The sequence below is a fragment of the Psychrobacter sp. ASPA161_9 genome (genome assembly GCF_051970275.1).
GTDB lineage: Bacteria > Pseudomonadota > Gammaproteobacteria > Pseudomonadales > Moraxellaceae > Psychrobacter.
Genome location: NZ_JBEFNI010000009.1, coordinates 76,316 through 96,771 on the forward strand (window position 1 = coordinate 76,316; position 20,456 = coordinate 96,771).

A 20,456-nucleotide genomic window follows, 5' to 3' on the forward strand; every position below is an offset into this window, starting at 1 on the left:
AGTTTAAATTAATTTTAGAGAACCCTATGACCCGTATTGAAAGCACCTTTGAAACTTTAAAATCACAGAACAAAAAAGCCTTGATTCCCTATGTAATGGCAGGCGATCCTAATCCTGGTAACTTCGTCGGATTACTACATGACTTAGTCAAGCATGGCGCAGATATGATTGAAGTGGGCTTACCGTTCTCTGACCCAATGGCAGATGGCCCAACCGTTGCTTTAGCGGGAGAGCGTGCCTTAGCAGCGGGCACGAGTACTCGTGATGCGCTAAACATGGTCGCAGAGTTCCGCAAACAAGACACGCAGACCCCAATTATTCTAATGGGTTACCTCAATCCAGTTGAAATCATCGGTTATGATAATTTTGTCGCTTTATGCGAGCAATCAGGCGTTGATGGGATATTGATGGTTGATTTACCGCCAGCAGAAGCGGGTAGCTTTACTCAGCATTTAACTGACCATTCGATGAATGAGATCTTCTTGTTATCGCCAACCACTTTACCTGAACGCCGTGAGCAAGTACTAACACATTGCGGTGGTTATATTTATTATGTGTCGCTTAAAGGCGTGACGGGCTCGGCAACGCTAGATACTGATGATGTTGCAAAGCAAGTGCAAGCGATTAAAGCTGAGACCGATTTGCCAGTATGCGTGGGCTTTGGTATTCGTGATGCAGTGTCAGCCAAAGCGATTGGTGCTCATGCGGACGGTATCATTGTGGGTAGTGCGCTGGTGCAGAACTTTGCCGATATAGATGCTAAAGATCCAACTGCTGTTGCTAATGCTCAGCAAAAAATTATGGCTAAGATGGACGAGCTACGCGGCGCACTCGATAGTTTAAGCGCTTAATAGTCGTTCATTGTGGTTTGCGTCAAATAAGCTGTTATTAAGATAGCGACGTTGTTTTCAGAGTTAGTGTTTTTTCTAAATATTTCTGATAACAGTTTTTTAAATAGTAGCGTTTTCAGTGGCAATATTTTAGCGATAGTTTTTTATGTACAAGGCTAAATGACTTTGCTAAATTTAGTTTACGAGTGTAAACTAACATGACGTATAATTTGTTACAATTACGCGATTCGGTTTGCCTGCTATTTATCTTATGTATAGATAGTATTAGTGTGATGGACTGTCGCGTCAGTTATAACTGCTCATGTTATGGCTGTATTTGATTCTTAGACTAGACAACAATTAAATTCTTAAGGACAAGTGAATGAGCAAACTTGCCGATAAGCCTTCAATAATGGCGAATATTATGACTGATACTATAAAAAAACCTGATACTCAAGACAATAGCAGTGCTGCTGATCCAACACGTCATTCTTGGTTTGATCGTCCAGTTCCAGGTATCAAGCAGCAATTGACACAGACGTTGACGGCAGTCGAGACCGAGCCGTCAACAGAATGTACCAGCTGTCATTCAATGATTACCAATACAGCGCTGATTTTTAACTGCTATGTCTGTCCGCATTGTGACCACCATTTACCGATGACGGCGCGTGAGCGTTTGAATTGGTTCTTAGGTCAAGTTGATGGTGAACTTGGCCAGCAGTTTACTGCGAAGGATCCTCTTGGATTTGTAGATAGTAAACCGTATCCACAGCGCATGACTGAAGCACAGACCAAGACTGGCGAGAGCGAAGCCTTAATTGTTTTGTATGGTAAATTGCGTAACCTTGAGGTGGTTGCTTGTGCTTTTGACTTCCGCTTTATGGGTGGATCAATGGGGTCGGTCGTTGGTGATCGGTTTGTAGAGGCCGCTGAAAAAGCGCTGAATGAGAAAAAGCCTTTGGTATGTTTCGCTGCCTCTGGTGGTGCACGTATGCAAGAAGGTCTGCTATCATTGATGCAGATGGCACGTACTGCGGCGGCGGTTGAGCGCTTAAGAATTGCTGGCGTACCTTATATCGTAGTACTGACCAATCCAGTTTATGGTGGCGTAACTGCCTCTCTTGCTATGCTTGGTGACATTCACTTAGCAGAGCCAAAAGCAATGATTGGATTTGCTGGTAAGCGCGTGATTGAGCAGACGGTACGTGAGACATTAGAAGAGCCGTTCCAACGTGCTGAGTTCTTGTTAGAGCATGGCGTGGTTGATGAAGTGGTGCATCGTCATCAGATGATTGATACGATTTATCGCTTGTTGGCTAAGTTGTGTCATCAGCCAAACGTCAATGCTTAGTCAATCATTGTCTGACTAAAGTATTTGGTTAAGTTATATAACTAAATATTGTCATCCGTTTTGGCATTGACCGGCATCTAGCATAACTAGACTTAGTCCAAAATACTTAGTCCAAAAGCTTTCTAATAGCATTTGTCGTTATTTAACGATAAGTGCTATTTTTGGTTTTTAGGTTTGGTTTTTGAGAGTGTTGTTATACACTGCTTTGAATTTCGATTTTAAATTCTTTTCAATTTGAGTTTTTTAATAGGTTTTTTATGTCTGCATCCTTATCTGATACGATTAATACCAATAGCCCAAATAGCCAGTCGAGTCTAACCGAATGGCTGGATTATATGCAACAGATACATGTGTCAGCGATAGATATGGGGCTATCACGTGTGCTGCCCGTCGCTGAGGCGCTAGGAGTGGTAAAGTCAGCGAAAGACGATGCTTATGTATTCACCGTGGCAGGTACTAATGGCAAAGGCTCGACGACGGCAGTTATTGCACAGATGTGTCAAGCTGGAGGCTACAAGACCGCCCTGTATCAATCTCCGCATTTAAGCGCTTTTAATGAGCGCGTGCGTATCAACGGTGAAATGGTTAGCGATCAGACTTTGATTGATGCTTTTAGCAAAGTAGAAGCAGCGCGACTCCAATGCAATTTAACATTGTCGTTTTTTGAGATGACAACACTTGCTGCATTGCTGATATTTGCCGAAGCCGATTGCGATGTTTGGGTGTTGGAAGTGGGGCTAGGTGGACGTTTAGATGTAGTTAATATTATTGACCCGGATTTGGCCGTCATCACCAATATCGGTATCGATCATGTGGATTGGTTGGGTGATAATGTCGAAGACATTGGTAGCGAGAAAGCCGGTATCCTGCGTGATGATATTACTTTGATATACGGTGCCACTGATATGCCAAACAGCGTGCAGCAACTTATTAATACGCATAATGCCAGCTGTTATCAAGTAGAGCATGATTTTAGCTACCGTGTAGTTGATGCGCAGACTTGGCAGTATAGTAATGCGGCTGTCACCCTAGAGCTGCCACGTCCCGCGTTGTCACTGACGAATACTGCTAACGCGCTGTCCGCGGTGCTAGCAAGCTCATTGACCGTAGATGCTAAGGCTATTGAACAGGCATTACGTACTGTCAAGCTAGCAGGACGTTTTGATTACCGTGAGGTAGCTGCGCGTCATTGGCTATTTGATGTGGCACATAATGAGCAAGGAGTTGAGTTTTTGTTAGCGCAACTATTACCATTATGGCAGGAGCATGTTAGCCGTCAATCAAACTCACCATCTGCGACTATTAAGATGTTATTCTCTATGTTAGGTGATAAAGATATCGCTATGGTTGCACAGCGTTTAACTGATGCTGATTTGCCGATTACGGATTGGTACATTGCAGAGATTGATCATCCTCGTGCAGCAAGTATTGACGAGCTGCAAACGGCATTAGCTGCCCACGTGGGGGATACTGCTATACATGTTTATGCTGACTTACAACAGGCTACACAAGCCGTAATCAAAAACAGTGATCCACAAGATTTAATTGTAGTATGTGGCTCTTTTCATACGATTGGTGAAGCGCTTGCCACTCTTGATGTGAAGTAATATTTACTACCCTTTAAAATTGATTGGCGCGTAAATATTTTCTAAACATCATTTTAAGAGATGTGTGATAGCAGACAGCGCGAAAAATATGTTTTATAATCAAAGCGTTTTACAAAAACGATATAACTTTTGCAATGAGATGGCGACAAAGATTAGTCATGCCTAGCAATCAACCTTATTACCAACTAAGAGACGTAAACGGATGAATTTTTCGAGACAAGCCTTATTGGGCATTGGGATGATTATAGGCGGTAGCGTAATGCTATATGCTATGGTGCAACAGATTGGTACTAGTGATAAACCAGCAACGCCTGCTGCTATCGTCGAAAAATCATCAACTGAGCAAACCTCAACGGCGCCGTTAACCACAGATATCGATACTGAAAAACGTATTTTGGCTCAAAAGCAAAAAGAACGTGCTGCTCGTGTCGCTGAACAAGAGAAACGTGCACAGCAGTTTTTGGCAGAGCAAGAGAGTGCAGAAGCACAAGCACTGGCTAAGTCTCGTGCAGAAAACCAGCAGTATGTTGCCAACTCTCTTCCAGCAGAAAGTGATAGTACAGAGGTAGCAGAGGGTACTACAGTTGCGACACCGACTGTGCAACCGAGCAATGATACGACTACAAGTACGGCCAATGATAAGGCACAAAAAGCTCAAGCGGCTGAACAAGCTGCCAAGCAAGCTGAAGCGAAAAAGTTAGCAGATAATCAAAAGCAGGCTGAGGCGAAAAAGCAAGCTGAGGCAGAGGCGAAAAAAGAAGCTCAAGCTGCCGCTAAGAAAAAAGCTGATGCCAAGAAAAAAGCTGAAGAACAAGCTGCAGCTAAGAAAGAAAGGCAAGCTGAAGAACAAGCTGAGGCTGAAGCTGCTGAAAAAGCACCACCAAAATCTCCAGCAGACTACACTGTAAAAAGAGGCGATGGCTTAATCAAATTAGCACGTCAGTATAATATGCCAGTTGAAGCTTTGGCTCAAGCTAATGACATCTCTTCATCGACTTCATTGCGAGTTGGACAAGAGTTAACGATTCCATCGCGTAAGCAAATTGAGCGTCTAGAACGTGAGGCTGCAGCAGCTAAGAAGTCTGCTGATGCCAAACGTGAAGCTCAACAAAAGCTGCGCGAAGCTCGTCAAGAAGTTAAAGAAACTGATGCCAAAGGTAGCTTTGGTGTGCAGGTAGCCTTGGCTAGTAATCAAGCTTCAGCTGACGATGTCGCCAAGAAATTTAAGTCCGCTGGTTATCAAGTTAAAACCAGTACTACTAGTCGCGGTGTACGAGTTGTAGTCGGTCCAGAACGTGGAAAGGTTGCAGCATTGGCGCTGAAAGATAAGATCAATACTGACCCTCAGGTTGATACATCAGGTGCATGGGTGTTGTATTGGCGTTAGGTCATTAGTTTGTTAGACGTTATCTTTAAGACCCACTAATATCTTAAACTTTATTCTTATATCCAATTATGTATTATTCAAAACACGACATCTATTGTCGTGTTTTGTGGTTTATAAATTGTAGATACTTACTAGCTCGGATAGTATAAGAACAATTTGTTATTTACTTATTTTTCTCTTTATTACGTGTTAGCCAATAATGGTTGCCGCGTTGTGATTGATTGTTTAGAGAGCTCTAACATCAGTCATCCCAAAATTTTATAAGGTAGAATTATGTCATTTGGCGTTGTATTTTTGGTGTTAGCCGTAGGCTTTTTGGGGCTGATTACATTACCAAAGTTGTTGTCAAAACGTCAATCTAGTAAAAACATTGAACCCGATCCACAACCTGTACGCGGTGATGATTTGGCTATTTGGCCATTTGCACCGATGCCTATCATGACTGATACTGAAGTCATATTTTTTCATAAGCTCAAAAACGCCTTGCCCGAATATCATATATTTGTGCAAGTTCAACTCTCTCGCATTATTGAAGCTAATAGTGACGAAACCTCCGAACGTAGCTTTTGGTTTAACCGTATCTGCCGTCAAAGTGTTGATTATGTCATTACCGATATAGACGCGCAGACGACCTTAGTCGCTATTGAGCTTGATGACTGGACACATAGTAGTAAATCAAGACAAAAGGCGGATGACAAAAAAGACAAAGCGCTTGCTAGTGCAGGTATTCCGATTGTACGGTTTCATGCTGAACGTTTGCCAAGTGCAGATATGCTCAGATATGAGCTAATGCAGGTCATCGAGACTTATTGATTCCTGAAACTTTCAATATCAATGCGTAATTTTACGTTCTATAAAACCATTACAGCGTCAACTTTGATGACTACATTAAGGTACAGTCACAGCCTGTAATTAGCTTCCTTATGTCAATATTATCGTGAATTGACTATCAATTACTTTTAGACTTTAGCTTACTTTTGAAACTTCAAACAAAGCCCAAAAACCTCTTAAAATTATAGAACTAAATAAAATCGTATTTATCTAAATAGCGTTCCTCTCGCTATAATATATTAGCGAGAGTCTTCAGGTTCATTCTACTTACTATTTATTTATAAATTAGCAAGTTGCAGGCATAATGATTGGTATTTTTTAATTATAAAATCCGTAAATCCTTTTTATCTTAATATTTGTGTAACAGCTAAAATATAGTTGATTACTGTATAGACTAAATCAGTAAATGAATATATTATTCGCTTATTGATTAGTGAACTTAAGTTTTGACTAAAAGTTTGATGGTGTTAGATCAGACAGATAATCATCATTTAATTATTTATTTAAGTATATCTACTACCGTAACTCGAAAGAGACCTCACAAATAAAGGATGATTTTATGAAGTTCTTCAAACTGACTGCATTAGCATTGGCCAGCACCTTAGCACTAGCAGGTTGCGGTAGTGATAATAATACAACGGCTTCTAATAATAACGGTTCAGCCATTCCACCTAAACCACCTGTAGACAACAGCCTGTCTGAACTTGAGCAAGCTAAAAGTATTATTAATACTGCCAAGCAGTTCATTTTGGATAATAAAGCCATTGAAGATGCCTATGAAGGTGCTAGTGAAATTCTTACAGAAAGACAAGAGCAAAGAATTAGCGCTACATTCGATGTGCCAACAGGTATTTTCTATTATATGGAAGAAAATAACCTAGCAAGATTAACATCAGCTGACATTATTGCCTTAGCTAATAATGCAAGTTTCAAATCAGCTTTGGGTGATACAACAATAAACCCAAGTAGTGATTTTATAGCGACACTTAGTACTGATGGTCAGTTCAAACTTTCAGGTACGACGTTACTTACGACTACAGAGTATGATTATAAATACAATTCCCAGACCATGAATTATGAAAAAACTGTTGTGAGTAAAGATGTATTTACTAATATCTATAAAGGTTATATAAATGCTTTAAGCTCGAACACTAGTACTAACAACTTCAAAGGTAGTTTTGGTTTCAATAGTATAAATATTGGTTCAGGTGCAGAAGCTGTCGTTTTTAGTTCAACGTCACAAGGTGCAATGGTCAACGCCCAGTTCAGCGATAAAGTATTGGTAAATGATGAGTTTGATCTAAATGACATCAATAGAGAAGGTATTACCCTAGAAAAAGCAGTGATAAAACTGGGTAATGTAAAGCTTAAAGCTAACGATAGTACTATCGAAGCCCGTGATCTTGAGATGGCGTTCTTGGATATGAGTCGTAAGCTTGCCGATGGCACCTTAGTGGTCAGAACTTTACCATCGACTATTAAACTAACGGGTCAACTGCTTAAAGAGAAGCCTGCAACTGATGTAACTATTTCGCTAAATGCAGTGGCTAATGAGGCCGATATCAAAAATGTCATCAAAGTAACTCAGGATGGTAATATTGAAGAGGCTACTGGTAAGTTTGTTGGTATAGAGATAGTGATGTCTCTCAAGGGTAAGGTGGCAAGAAAGAATGCCAACTCCACTTCTACCTCTACTATACCGCTGGATATTCAGGCAAACTTGAAGCGTATGTCACGTGATGTTGTAGAGCTGCAAGGTTTGAATGCAAGTGTTGATGGCAAGAAGTTGTATGTGACTGGTAAAACTATTTTAGACACTGAATATAATGTCAGCTGTAAATGTACACAGCTTAATATTACCCAAAATAATGCAGCTGTTAATTTAAAATTCGATGTTGATAATAAGTTCATTATCCAAAATGCCAAGACTGGTAAGTTTGCTGATATTACGGTCAATGGTAAAGTCTTTGGTGAATTATTACAGAACAACGGTACAGTAAGTGCTAAGTTTAAAGACAATAGCTTTATTCCTTTAGGTTAATTATGAGTGCTTATCTCATCAGCCCAAAGTACGATATTTCAAACGTGATGATACGTATTTGAGATATCGATAATGTGTAAAAAAGAGACAGCTAGCCCTGTCTCTTTTTTATGCCTTTTAATTCATGGAAGAATTTTATGCTTTCCTCGCGCTCATCCACCTATATGCCATTTATAAAAACTTTACTCTCACCTCAATCTATTGAGTCTTCTCAGGTGAGCTATCAAATGGCCTCTACCACACGTAATATATTGGTTATTATAAGTACTGGCGTTTCAATCTCTGCTATGGCGCAAGAGTCACCGATGATTTATCAAGTGACTGATGATGTGTTAGTTTCAGATAAAAATTTAACGACTCCTTTAGTATCTATGCCATCTATCGCATCTAAAAAACCAGCCACACAGATTGATTGGACGATGATGGTAACTGCTCATAGTCCAGCGCAGCCAATTGCTGCTTTCATCAAGGATTGGGACGCGCCTTTAGACTCTGGTAAGCATGCCTACGCACAGGCCCGCGCGTCACTCAATGTGCACCAAGCTGATAGTCCGATTAGCTATGGTCTAGCGTGGCGTTATGATTACATGATGACATTCGATCAAGAGACTGCAGATTTGTATTGGCAGTATCAAAACAAGCAAATACCTAATCAAAACCAAACCTATGCGTTAGAGTTAGAAGCACAGCACAATGAACGTATTGGTGCGAATGTAGGTTTTACCCAGCAGATAGCTGCTAATTGGCAGCTAACAACTTATGCCAATATTTGGAAAGGGCTACACGTACTTGAAGGTAATGCTATGGGAAATGTCACGTCACAAGCGTTTCCTGATGGTGAGATAGTTGGAAATATAGACCGTTTAAATAAAACGGAGACTTATGTAGATTACTATTATGATGAGCCAGCGCTTGGGGAGGAAGACCTAAATTGGTATCCTGAAAAACCAGCGGGTTATGGTTATTCGTTAGATGTAAATCTGACAGGGAAGTTATCGGACAGTACTCAGTTGTCGATCCGTGGTTACGATCTCCTTGGACGTATGCACTGGAAAGACACGCCCAGTACTAAATATGTACTAGATTACGATGTAAATAGACGACCTATAGATATGACCGGAGGTCAGCTGGATACTGATGACGTCACGCAGACATTGCCATGGCGAGTTGAGGGTAGCCTTATGCATCAGCTAGACAACCAATGGCAGCTCGGTATGCATGGTCAAGTCAATGATATCCAAGACTTGTATCAGCTATCAGCAGGCTATCAAACCAGAAATGATACTTATCCTGTTACTATTACTGGTTTAATAGAGCCGCAGACGCAAGCATTGGGTTTGGCCGTAGACAGTCAATATGGCGGTATTAAACTGCTCACTGATAGTCTTGATTCAGAGAAAGCCCAGCGCAGCGAGATTAGCTTATACGGACGTTATTCTTGGTAATTTGATTGATTTATCAGTTAAAGAGATAAAAGTAATATTTTAGCACGACAGCAGTTATTTCAATTCATTAGTAGCTTGATCTTGCTGCTCAGGATAAATAACTATCGGTCTATCGCCTTCAAAGTATAGTCCTGTCGCAGATAGTGTGTTTTCTGGCCAAAATATCTGGGATTGACGCGATTGACGTAAGTCATAAAATCCGCGCCTAGTAAACCATTCGATATAATGTGCGCGCCGAAGAGTAGTCATATCAATCTTAGCGAGATTATCTTTGTCATTTTTATCGCACCATTCGTGCATAGGAAAGCCGGGTGCTAGCCAAGTAGGCCAATGAAAATGGCTAAAATTAGCCACGTTCATTGGTAAAAAGAAACGCCCTTTTATGACACCATAACGCTTATCAATTTTGACTTGTCCATGATCCTCGGTATCGACCCACACCGTGCGAAACTGCTTAGTTTGCATGTGCGTCATTTTGCGCTGTAGGTTATCATTAGAATTAATCCCAACCCAATTTACAGGGGCAAAAGGGGCGGACCCCATAAAAAACTTAATAGCCAGTTCCCAATGTTCGATGAGACCTTCATCGTGATTATACAAAATCAAATCTAGCTCGCCCGTCGTCTGCTTGCCGTTATATAACTGCACGTTATTAGCGAGCGTTTCGTATGGATGTAGATTACGCGCAAACCCATCCTCTAACCAAAATGACAATAACCCTTCGAAATGAAAACCCAAGCGGTTAGGACTCGGACGCGTCAGTAAATAGCGGGTCAGATCCTGATAAGCATTGGTGGTATCCAGCTCTTCTAAACGCTGCTGATACTCCTCAAACTGCTGCTGCCAAAAGCTTGCACTATGTATCGATACGATATGTGTATTCTGATGCGGTGCAAAGTCCAACCACTCTGTTAAGACGTTAGGGCACGCCAGCACATAAGCCAAATCGCGCACATAAGGACGCTGGTAAGCTTCCCAAGGCGCATAGTTGGTATGAGTTGTGAGAGTGGCGGGGCGTAGCGTGCTAAGCTCAGACATAGGGTTAAACCAGAGTAAACGTAAAGTATTTACCCTAGCTGCTCGTTAGCTAAAAGTCTATAGTCAATCGTACTATGTTAAGATTGAAAGCATCTGGCAGCACATACTCTGTCGATTATTAAATACAAATCAAATAATAATGAGGATTAAACTATGAAATACCTTTTGCAAATCGATTTCCCATATAGCGGCCCTTTTGGCAATGAGTTCTTTGAATCTATGCAAGAGCTTGCTGAGGACATCGCAAGCGAGCAGGGTCTGGTCTATAAGCTATGGACAGAAAATGAAGAGACGCAAGAAGCAGGTGGTATCTACGTGTTTGATAATTTAGAGGATGCTAACAGGTATTTAGCTAAGCATACCGAGCGTTTAGAGTCTTTTGGATTTACAGACATCAAATCGAAAACCTTTAAAGTTAACGAAGAGTTAAGTGCAATTACTAAAGCATCTGTGTAGTAATGGGTAAAGAGTAATGAGCATAATAAAATCCAGTCATTGGTTTCAATGGCTGGATTTTTTCTGTATTTCTTAGACTTAAAATAAGATGTTAACGGTATAAAAATTAAGCTGAATATCTGGTGCATTTGATAATAGAGGTACTAAGATAATGATCAGAAATTTTAATATAGCAAACGACCATTTGGGTGGTTTGTTGAATAGTTTTTGAATTGATAGTTTTGTGCTGGTTAAGATTTTAGCTTTTTCTAAGTTTGCCATGTGTATAGCTCCATGTGAGCCATAACGGTGTGCTACGGCTTTAAACATGGTTGTATAGTATGTGGTGGGGCTAATTAAGAAAATTCCCTTAACCTAGCTTAATCTATATAAACATAGGTTGAGGTACATTCAAGTTATGATTGCGGTCTGCCTGCTTCACTAGCATAGCTAGATGCTACTTCTTTAATCCATGGTTTAATATTTTTTGCTTGGTCGGGTAGTTCATTGTAAAACCCAAGCGAGTAAAGTTTTGAATATATAGTTTCTGCCATTTCAGTAATTTTAATTTTGTTTTGTTTATCTGCTTGCCATTCTTTATCGGCTATATGTTTAGCCATATGTTTAGCTAATAATTTTTGAGGGCTGACCCCTTTCTTTTTTAAAAAATCTGTGTCTAAAGATTTAACTTCTATACTTGGCTCTTCAACATTTGAGATAAGTTCTTCAAGCTTTGTAACACCACTACTAAGTATCAGCAAATCACTTCTATCAATCTCAAAATACGGTGTTATATAGGTTTTTTGACTTTCATCCTGTTGACAGTAATAGTCCACAACCTTGGGAGTACATAACTTAATAGTTCTATCAATAGCTACAGTTACTTCCTCTTCATCGTCTAGAAAAATATCAATATTTGGATATATAGCAAGAGTAAATGCTACGCTATCCTCGAAATTACTTAACAAATAATCATCTAGATAATCCAGACTGTAGGCATCGCCATTTGGTGTGTCGAGCGGTAGAAAACCACTAAATAATGAGCTTTCATCAATACTATCTGTTGTTATCTTACTACTAAATAAAAACGCCATTATAGTGTCTAAGTTTAGTTCTAGAAATCCTCCCGTATTTTCCATAACTGCAGATAGCATACTATCTACCTTAGAATAGACTGGTTTATTAAGTACTAATATCTCTTTGAGAGTATTTCTGTATAGCTCCATATCATCGTTGATAAGACTGACTGACTTATAAGATCTCAGTACATAATCCCCAGTAAGCTGAAAGTTTTTACCATATATAAATAATGGTATTGCATATTGAACAACCTTTTTCAAAAGCTTATGAATAGTAATATTGTCAGTTTTATATTTTCTATTAAGATATTCGCTTGCCTCTTCTAAACTATAATATTCAGCTTTATCAAAACGTAACGCTATATCATTCACACTCACACCTCTACACACCTTTGAGTCAAAGTATATACAAGACAAGCCAGCCTAAAGGTGTGTGAACGGCTGATTTTAGGTAATTAACCCTAGCTTTACATATATTTTTATTTTTAATAATTACTTCAGAAACTGACTAAAGTCTAACTCATTTCTTACCTATTACACCATATGCTAGTTGACCAAGCTTAAACCAAAAAAAGCCAACCATTGAAAACAATGATTGGCTTTTCTCTTTACTACTATGTTTGGTCGGAACGGCAGGATTTGAACCTGCGACCCCTACACCCCCAGTGTAGTGCGCTACCAGACTGCGCTACGCCCCGAATGACTGACTATTTTACGCAAAATCGCACACATTGCAAGAGCTATTTATTTTGCTCGATTTTTACAACACAATTCTACGTAACATAGTCAGCATAACTACTTTGACGTTTACCTTAACCCAATATTTCTTTTAGGATTTGATTCACTTGCTGCGGGTTAGCACTACCGCGACTGGCTTTCATCACTTGTCCGACCAGACCGTTAAAGGCTTTCTCTTTACCGCCGCGATACTCTTCCACCATCGTTTGGTTTTTCGCGATGACTTCTTCAACGATAGCCTTGATAGCGCCCGTATCCGTTTCTTGCTTAAGGCCTTTTTCCTCGATGATTTTATCTGCTGCGTCATCATCGTTGCCGCCTTCGCGCTCATACAGGGCGCTAAAGACTTTCTTAGCCAATTTTCCAGACAGCGTATCATCTTTGATGCGCGCTAGCATGCCAGCCAATTGCTTGGCGCTGATAGGGGAGTCGATAATGTCTTTATCATCTTTATTCAGTGCACCCAGTAGATCGCCCATGACCCAGTTAGCTGCCATCTTCGCATCTTGCTGTCCCACTTCGGCAACAACATCTTCGAAGTAATCGGCAAGTTGACGGCTACCCGTCAAGATACGAGCATCATATTCTGATAGACCAAGCGCTTCTTCAAAACGTGCACGGCGGGCAACAGGTAGCTCAGGCATGGCTGCTTTAATCGAATCAACGGTATGCTGCTCAATACGTACAGGGAGCAGGTCGGGATCAGGGAAGTAGCGATAGTCGTTGGCGTCTTCTTTGGTACGCATGGTGCGAGTTTCATCGCGCTCTGGATCATAAAGCATCGTTGCTTGGATAACTTTACCGCCGTCTTCAATGATATCTATTTGACGCTCGATTTCACGATTGATGGCGCGTTCGATAAAGCGGAACGAGTTTAGGTTTTTGAGTTCAGTACGCGTACCCAATTCTGCGCCAGGCTTACGCACAGAGACGTTACAGTCGCAGCGGAATGACCCTTCTGCCATGACCGCATCTGAGATACCTAGCCACGTGACCAGCTGATGAATGGCTTTGATATAGGCCAGTGCTTCGTGAGCAGAACGCATATCAGGCTCAGAGACGATTTCGATCAGTGGTGTACCAGCACGGTTCAGATCCACGCCAGTCATGCCATCGACAGCATCATGTACTGACTTGCCAGCGTCTTCTTCTAAATGCGCGCGTGTGATACCCATACGTTTCGGATATTCGTTCTTTTCGCCTTCATTAACCACGACATCGATATAGCCTTCACCGACGATAGGGTTGGCCATCTGAGTGATTTGATAGCCTTTAGGCAAGTCAGGATAAAAGTAGTTTTTACGGTCAAAGGTATTAAATAGCCCCAGCTCAGCATTGACGCCGATACCGAATTTTAACGCACGATCTACCACGCCAGCATTTAGAACTGGTAGGACACCGGGCAAGCCTAAATCTACGATACTGGCTTGGCTGTTTGGCTCATGACCAAAGTCAGTCGGTGCGCTGGAGAATATTTTACTTTCTGTATTAAGCTGGCAATGAATCTCAATCCCTATGACCACTTCATAACCGTCGACGAATAGCTCTTTACGAACAGCGTGTTTGCGGACGGCATTGTTATCAGTAGTAGTTGCTGTGTTCATTATACCGTCTCCTTCGCGATGGTAGAGTGTTGCAAATGGTGATCTGTATGCTGCTGGAACAGATGCGCGGTGGCTAGCAGTTTACTTTCTTGCCAATATTGACCTATTAATTGCAAGCCAACAGGTAAGCCTTCTGATGTCAGACCAACTGGCTGGCTGAGTGCAGGCAAACCGGCTAAGTTCACTGCGATAGTATAGACGTCACCCAAGTACATCGTAGCAGGGTCAAGATCTTCGGCAAGCTTATAAGCAGCGGTTGGTGATGTTGGACTGGCAATGACATCACAGTTGGCAAAAGCGTCTTCGAAGTCTTTGACGATTAAGCGGCGTATTTTTTGTGCTTTAGTATAATAAGCGTCAAAATAACCAGCAGACAGCGCATACGTACCTGTCAAGATACGGCGCTGTACTTCAGGACCAAAGCCTTCAGAGCGTGAGCGCGTGTATAAATCAATAAGATCGGTTGGGTTTTCACAGCGATAACCAAAACGCACGCCATCGAAGCGCGACAGGTTCGAAGACGCTTCTGCAGGCGCTAACATATAGTAAGTCGCAAGCGTGATATCAGGGTCAGTGATGTTCACTTCTACGATTGTCGCGCCTAGTTCTTCATACTTCTTCAGAGCAGCACGTACCGATTGTTCTACTTCAGCATCAAGCCCTTTACTAAAATATTCTTTAGCGACACCAATACGTAAACCATCAAACGGCTTATCACCAGCAGCGGCTTCTGCATCATTAAGATCTTGCACGTAGTCCGGCATATCATGCTTGATAGAGGTTGCATCGCGCGGATCATGACCAATCATTGGTTGCAATAGATAGGCGCAATCTTTAGCGCTACGACCCATGCTACCAGCTTGGTCAAGACTTGAAGCGTAGGCAATCATACCGAAGCGCGATACGCGGCCATAAGTAGGTTTAATGCCTGTTAAGCCACAAAATGAGGCAGGCTGACGAATAGAGCCGCCCGTGTCACTACCGGTTGCGACTGGGATAAAACCTGCAGCAACAGCGGCGGCACTACCACCCGATGAGCCACCTGGAACGCGTTCTAGATCCCAAGGGTTTTGCACGGTACCGTAATAAGAGCTGCTGTTGTCTGAGCCCATCGCAAACTCATCCATATTGAGCTTACCAAGGCTAATCATGCCCGCTTTATCAATGTTAGAGACAATAGTGGCGTTATAAGGTGAGACGAAGTTATGTAGCATTTTTGAGCCACAAGTCGTTAATACGCCTTGGGTACAAAAGATATCTTTATGCGCCATAGGCACGCCCAATAAGCGTCTTTTATCACCTTGTGCACGCATCTCGTCTGCTGCTTGCGCTTGCGCTCGGGCAGTCTCCGAGGTATGAGTAATAAAGCTGTTAATCTTGCTATCTAGCGCGTCTATGCGCTTGATGTAATGTTCGGTCAGCTCAAGGCTGCTGAATTGTTTGTCTTGCAAGCCCGTAATGAGTTGCTGGGTACTTAATAGATGAAGTTCAGACATAGGGTGTCGTCCGTCAAGATGTTAATAGCGTAAAATAGGATAAAATAAGCGCAAAAATAAGTAGAACAAATTACTCAATAACTTGTGGCACTAGATACAGGCCATCTTCTACAGCAGGCGCGACCGATTGATTACGTTCGCGGTTAATGTCGTGTTTGGCAACGTCAGCACGCAATTCTTGGCAAGCTTCATGGATATTCGATAATGGTTTGATATCAGTCGTATCAACGTTGCTAAGAGTATGCATCAGCTTTAATACTTTACTAATATCATCGGCATAGCTGCTCGCCGTATTTTCATCAACACCTAAACGTGCAAGGTTGGCAACTTCTAAGATTTCTTCACGGCTGACGTTGCTGTCAGACGTTGCTGGTTGCTGTGACATAATTTCTCCAGTGAAGGACAGTTTTTGTTAGAGTAAGTATTTATTAATTGAACGATTAGCAATTAAGCGACTATTAGTCCATTAGAGGTTCACTTGTTCAGATTAAAAACACGCCCTAATATAGGTAAATAATAAAACTAAAATAGATAAGTGCTAAAGAATCTCATATAGAGTTGGCTTATTATAAAGCATCTGACCCAAGTTTACAGAGCAGGGCGCCTGATTGATGCATAATATCAACCAAGATAGAATGGTTTGTAAAACTGACCGTATAGTTAATGTTTCATTCCTAATTGCTCACCCATTGTGTTCTGAAATACGTTACAGTATGCACCTGCTATTGAGCAAAATTGTCAACTGTTGATAGAGCCTTGTTAGTTATTGAATTAAATGATGTTTCATTAAGTTGAATAGTATTTACTACTATTTCAAACTTTGTAACAACTTTTAGCGTTTCAAACTAAAATCCTGACTTTCTGATGCAAATATCTGTGTTTTTTTTGAGCTAAATCGGTATAATTTAGCTCACTTTTGGCTTTTAGTCATTATTGCTCGGATTCAACTTGTCGCAAAGATACGCTTTTGCTAATCTGAGCACCTGACTACAATCTATTCAATACCGACGAGCACCGCCTCAGTCATCTCATTCGCCTCATTTGTAAGCCGCTGGATATATTAATGAACCCGTTTGGATTTTTATCAAATAATATCGCTATCGACCTTGGTACTGCGAACACCTTAATCTTTATTCCTAATAAAGGTGTGGTGCTCGACGAGCCTACAGTGGTCGCTTTACGTAGCAACCGTACCCAAAACCCTACCGTCGCTGCTGTCGGTCTTGATGCCAAGCAAATGCTAGGGCGAACACCTGCCAATATTACGGCTATTCGTCCATTAAAAGACGGTGTCATTGCTGACTTTGAAGTGACGCAAAAGATGCTGAAGCATTTTATCGCCAAAGTAAAAGCCAAGCGTTTTATGGCACAGCCCAATGTAGTAGTTTGCGTACCTTGCAAATCTACTTTGGTTGAGCGCAAGGCTATTCGTGAAGCGGTATCATCAGCAGGCGCTAACAAGGTATTGTTATTAGAAGAGCCGATGGCAGCGGCTATTGGTGCGGGCATGCCGGTACACGAAGCCAGTGGCTCAATGGTTGTTGACATCGGCGGCGGTACTACTGAGATTGCTGTTATTGCGCTATCTGGTTGTGTGTATGCAGAGTCAATCCGAATTGGCGGTGATATGTTTGATGATGCCATTATTACCCACGTACGCCGTACACATGGTTGCGTGATTGGTGAAACCACAGCTGAGCGTATTAAACAAGAAGTAGGTTCAGCGCTTAACGAAGATAGCAATTTAGAAGTAGAGGTTCGCGGTCGTAGTATGGCAGAAGGCGTACCTAAGACGTTTACGATCAATTCAGAAGAGATTCAAAAAGCACTAAGCGATCCATTAAGTGGTATCGTGAGCGCAGTAAAAGCAGCACTTGAGCAGACTCCGCCTGAGTTATCATCGGATATTGCAGAACGTGGAATTGTCTTGACTGGTGGTGGCGCATTGCTACGTGATTTGGACAAGCTCATCTCAAAAGAGACTGGTCTACCAGTTACTGTCGCAGAAGATCCACTGACCTGTGTTAGCCGTGGCGGTGGCATCGCGCTTGATTTCATTAATAACAAAAGCTTGAATATGATTTTTGTATAAGCCTTTTTGATTATTAAAGCGCCTTTAGATACATTTTAGGTGATAAATCTAAGCCAAAGAAAATATCTGCACAGAGGCGGTCAACGAGACTGCCTTTGTCACATTAATAACTAGCATATGTCGTCATCTCTTATGTGTGATGGCTTTATACCCCGCGCTGGGTACCGATCAAATTAGATGCCCTATGATCCCAAGTATTTTTGCCCGTCAACCACTCGCACTTCGTAGGACTGTTATTGTATTAATAGTGGCGCTAATAGTCATGTGGTTTGATAGCAAAAATCCAGAGTGGTTCAAGCCTGTTCGCAGTATCAGCCATGCAGCCATGCAGCCTATCTATGAGTTTTCTTTATTGCCAAGCTATGCTGAGCATTGGGTACGTGGTAGCGTGCAATCAAAAGAAGCGTTGCGCCGCGAAAACGTACAACTAAAGTCGCAACTTATTCATGCACAAGCAAAGCTCCAGCAGCAAGATTATGTGTTGGCACAAAACGCACGCTTGCAAGGCATTTTGTCAACTACCAAGCCTGACTTGTTTGATCTAAATCTAGCACAAGTAATCGGTACAGATACCAATTTGCTTAAGCAAATCGTTGTACTTAATAAGGGCGCTCAAGATGGTGTCCAAGTTGGGCAAACAGTTATTGATGAAAACGGTATTTTGGGACAAATTATTAATGTATATCCCAATACCAGCCGCTTGTTATTGATCACTGATGAACAGCAATCAGTTGCAGTAACCATCAAGCGTACTGGTCAACGCGCAATCGTCACAGGTGCGGGTATCCCAACCTCACTAAGGCTTAACTACGTATTCAAAACCTCAGACGTACGTATTGGCGATGAGTTAGTGTCTTCTGGTCTTGGCGGACGTATTCCAGCAGGCTATCGAGTAGGCCGTATTGCTCGTATTAAAGATACCCAAGCTGATAACTTTAGAAGCATCGAGGTATCACCTGCTGCCAATTTTGTTGATAATGCTTATGTACTAATCCTGCAAGATAAAATAGTGCACATTGACACCCAATCATCAATACCTGCCAGTCGCTAAATAAACGTTAAGGCAAGCACTCATGGCGCTTTCAAACTCTGAGCATTCACCTAGTAAGATGCTGCTCGCAATCATACTAAGCTTTGTGGTTGCTTCGTCACCTAATGTCTATCCATTAAGCCCGACCATAGCAACCTTACGTCCCATGATCATGATTATGGTGCTGATATTTTGGTTATTATTTCAACCACGCTACGTTGGTATTTTTACAGCATTTACTGTTGGTATTGCTGCTGACTTACTAATGGATACTCACCTTGGTCAACAAGCATTCGCAGCGGTAGTGATGGTATTAGCACTTAGGGTATGTAGCATTCAGATAAAGCAATTAAATACGCTTAGTGCTTGGTTCTTAGCAGCGGTAGGGTTAATCGTTTTTCAACTAAGCTTATGGGTATTGCAGCTGATGACTCAAAACTTGTTTGTCGCACAATCGGGATTATCTTTATTAATGAGTATCTTAAGCTGGCCAATCATACTATTAATATTACGCGGATTTACTCGTTAAAATTTGTACGTTAGCTATGTCGAATAAAATAAGTGCTTAGTGAATTTCAGTACCTCATTGATAGTTCTAAAATTATAAAACATTATGACAATAAGAGAGTAGTGATGGATATCCTATTGGCTTCTGGTTCGCCGCGTCGTCGAGAGCTTCTTGCCAGTGCCCAGCTTGACTTGACTATTATGAGCGTTGACATTGATGAGACGCCATATGATAACGAATCTCCAAAAGACTATATTCTACGGATGATTGCTGCTAAAGCCGATGCCGCTATTGCCCAGTTAAACCTAGACTATCAATGTAATAGCTCTCAGCTATCTAAACCAATTACGCCATTTATAATTTTAACAGCCGACACTATTGGTGTGCTGCCTGATGGTAAGACCGTGCTAGTCAAGCCAGCAGATCGCGCTCATGCCTATAGTATGTGGCAGCAGATGTCTGATAACACTCATCAAGTATGGACTGCTGTACAAGCGACCTTAGTAGCATTGCTTCCTGCTAAGCCAACGACAGATGCTGATAAACAATTAAGTAATGAGCCGTTAAAAGTGGTATGGCAAAAGCAAATCATTGAGTCTACTGATGTCACTTTTATCCCGTTAACGCAAGATATGATGAGTGATTACTGGGATAGCGATGAGCCTGCTGATAAAGCTGGTGGTTACGCTATTCAGGGTCTAGCCGCTGCTTGGGTAACGAGTATTAATGGTAGTTACACTAACGTCGTAGGATTACCATTAGCACAAACGCTAGCATTAATTGATGAAGCAACTAAAAGCCATAATATCTACGGTTTATAAGCGTAAATGGTATTGAAGAGGCGCATGCAAAAGTAATTAGTCACATAATGACACGGCAGGATGGTGGGCAGTACCCTAAGACGTTTGTTACACTACAAATTCAGAAAGCTATATTTTTATTAA

Annotated in this window: 17 protein-coding genes and 1 tRNA gene; 12 read left to right on the forward strand and 6 right to left on the reverse strand. The window is 41.5% G+C overall.

What is annotated here, in order from left to right:
- Window positions 1-26 precede the first annotated feature (26 nt).
- The 7 genes from trpA to ACTQ9S_RS11055 all read left to right on the forward strand — a co-directional run bounded on the left by trpA (window position 27) and on the right by ACTQ9S_RS11055 (window position 9,492).
- Window positions 27-851, forward strand: coding sequence for a tryptophan synthase subunit alpha (trpA, locus tag ACTQ9S_RS11025; protein WP_440454967.1), 825 nt, complete (start codon window positions 27-29; stop codon window positions 849-851).
- 391 nt (window positions 852-1,242) lie between these two features.
- Entirely contained in the window at window positions 1,243-2,181 is a 939-nt protein-coding gene (gene accD, locus ACTQ9S_RS11030; protein ID WP_082785745.1) for an acetyl-CoA carboxylase, carboxyltransferase subunit beta, read from the forward strand.
- A gap of 257 nt (window positions 2,182-2,438) precedes the next feature.
- Window positions 2,439-3,788 carry a bifunctional tetrahydrofolate synthase/dihydrofolate synthase gene (folC, locus tag ACTQ9S_RS11035; RefSeq protein WP_068034562.1) on the forward strand — a complete coding sequence of 450 codons (1,350 nt, stop codon included), beginning with the start codon at window positions 2,439-2,441 and terminating at the stop codon, window positions 3,786-3,788.
- 202 nt (window positions 3,789-3,990) lie between these two features.
- The gene (locus tag ACTQ9S_RS11040; protein WP_440454968.1) at window positions 3,991-5,175 is read left to right on the forward strand and encodes a LysM peptidoglycan-binding domain-containing protein; all 1,185 of its coding nucleotides are present in this window, start codon (window positions 3,991-3,993) and stop codon (window positions 5,173-5,175) included.
- 273 nt (window positions 5,176-5,448) lie between these two features.
- The gene (locus ACTQ9S_RS11045; RefSeq protein ID WP_350657376.1) at window positions 5,449-5,988 is read left to right on the forward strand and encodes a DUF2726 domain-containing protein; all 540 of its coding nucleotides are present in this window, start codon (window positions 5,449-5,451) and stop codon (window positions 5,986-5,988) included.
- Window positions 5,989-6,565: 577 nt separating this feature from the next.
- Window positions 6,566-8,047: a hypothetical protein gene (locus ACTQ9S_RS11050; protein ID WP_440454969.1), complete on the forward strand. Its 1,482-nt coding sequence runs from the start codon at window positions 6,566-6,568 to the stop codon at window positions 8,045-8,047.
- A gap of 137 nt (window positions 8,048-8,184) precedes the next feature.
- Window positions 8,185-9,492, forward strand: coding sequence for a hypothetical protein (locus ACTQ9S_RS11055; protein WP_440454970.1), 1,308 nt, complete (start codon window positions 8,185-8,187; stop codon window positions 9,490-9,492).
- Between the two features lie 54 nt (window positions 9,493-9,546).
- Here the strand turns inward: ACTQ9S_RS11055 and ACTQ9S_RS11060 are convergent, their stop codons facing one another.
- Window positions 9,547-10,530 carry a DUF1853 family protein gene (locus tag ACTQ9S_RS11060; RefSeq protein ID WP_440454971.1) on the reverse strand — a complete coding sequence of 328 codons (984 nt, stop codon included), beginning with the start codon at window positions 10,528-10,530 and terminating at the stop codon, window positions 9,547-9,549.
- A gap of 153 nt (window positions 10,531-10,683) precedes the next feature.
- On the opposite strand from ACTQ9S_RS11060, the gene ACTQ9S_RS11065 reads away from it, so the two are divergent.
- Window positions 10,684-10,986, forward strand: coding sequence for a monooxygenase (locus tag ACTQ9S_RS11065; RefSeq protein ID WP_440454972.1), 303 nt, complete (start codon window positions 10,684-10,686; stop codon window positions 10,984-10,986).
- A 395-nt stretch (window positions 10,987-11,381) separates the two neighbouring features.
- On the opposite strand, the gene ACTQ9S_RS11070 is transcribed toward ACTQ9S_RS11065, so the two are convergent.
- The 5 genes from ACTQ9S_RS11070 to gatC form a co-directional block, all read right to left on the reverse strand.
- On the reverse strand, window positions 11,382-12,422 hold the full coding sequence (locus ACTQ9S_RS11070) for a hypothetical protein (RefSeq protein WP_440454973.1): 1,041 nt from the start codon (window positions 12,420-12,422) through the stop codon (window positions 11,382-11,384).
- A 243-nt stretch (window positions 12,423-12,665) separates the two neighbouring features.
- A tRNA-Pro gene (locus tag ACTQ9S_RS11075) sits at window positions 12,666-12,742 on the reverse strand.
- Between the two features lie 114 nt (window positions 12,743-12,856).
- Window positions 12,857-14,386, reverse strand: coding sequence for an Asp-tRNA(Asn)/Glu-tRNA(Gln) amidotransferase subunit GatB (gene gatB / locus ACTQ9S_RS11080; protein ID WP_440454974.1), 1,530 nt, complete (start codon window positions 14,384-14,386; stop codon window positions 12,857-12,859).
- Window positions 14,386-15,882: an Asp-tRNA(Asn)/Glu-tRNA(Gln) amidotransferase subunit GatA gene (gatA, locus tag ACTQ9S_RS11085; RefSeq protein ID WP_440454975.1), complete on the reverse strand. Its 1,497-nt coding sequence runs from the start codon at window positions 15,880-15,882 to the stop codon at window positions 14,386-14,388. Before gatA ends, gatB begins: the two co-directional genes overlap by 1 nt.
- 70 nt (window positions 15,883-15,952) lie before the next feature.
- On the reverse strand, window positions 15,953-16,267 hold the full coding sequence (gene gatC / locus ACTQ9S_RS11090; protein WP_068034583.1) for an Asp-tRNA(Asn)/Glu-tRNA(Gln) amidotransferase subunit GatC: 315 nt from the start codon (window positions 16,265-16,267) through the stop codon (window positions 15,953-15,955).
- A 678-nt stretch (window positions 16,268-16,945) separates the two neighbouring features.
- On the opposite strand from gatC, the gene ACTQ9S_RS11095 reads away from it, so the two are divergent.
- The 4 genes from ACTQ9S_RS11095 to ACTQ9S_RS11110 all read left to right on the forward strand — a co-directional run bounded on the left by ACTQ9S_RS11095 (window position 16,946) and on the right by ACTQ9S_RS11110 (window position 20,333).
- On the forward strand, window positions 16,946-17,974 hold the full coding sequence (locus tag ACTQ9S_RS11095) for a rod shape-determining protein (protein WP_068034585.1): 1,029 nt from the start codon (window positions 16,946-16,948) through the stop codon (window positions 17,972-17,974).
- Window positions 17,975-18,158: 184 nt separating this feature from the next.
- Window positions 18,159-19,025 carry a rod shape-determining protein MreC gene (mreC, locus tag ACTQ9S_RS11100; RefSeq protein WP_440454976.1) on the forward strand — a complete coding sequence of 289 codons (867 nt, stop codon included), beginning with the start codon at window positions 18,159-18,161 and terminating at the stop codon, window positions 19,023-19,025.
- 22 nt (window positions 19,026-19,047) lie between these two features.
- Window positions 19,048-19,533, forward strand: a complete 486-nt coding sequence (gene mreD / locus ACTQ9S_RS11105; RefSeq protein ID WP_068034589.1) for a rod shape-determining protein MreD — start codon at window positions 19,048-19,050, stop codon at window positions 19,531-19,533.
- 104 nt (window positions 19,534-19,637) lie between these two features.
- Window positions 19,638-20,333: a Maf family protein gene (locus ACTQ9S_RS11110; protein WP_440454977.1), complete on the forward strand. Its 696-nt coding sequence runs from the start codon at window positions 19,638-19,640 to the stop codon at window positions 20,331-20,333.
- The last annotated feature ends 123 nt before the right edge of the window (window positions 20,334-20,456 follow it).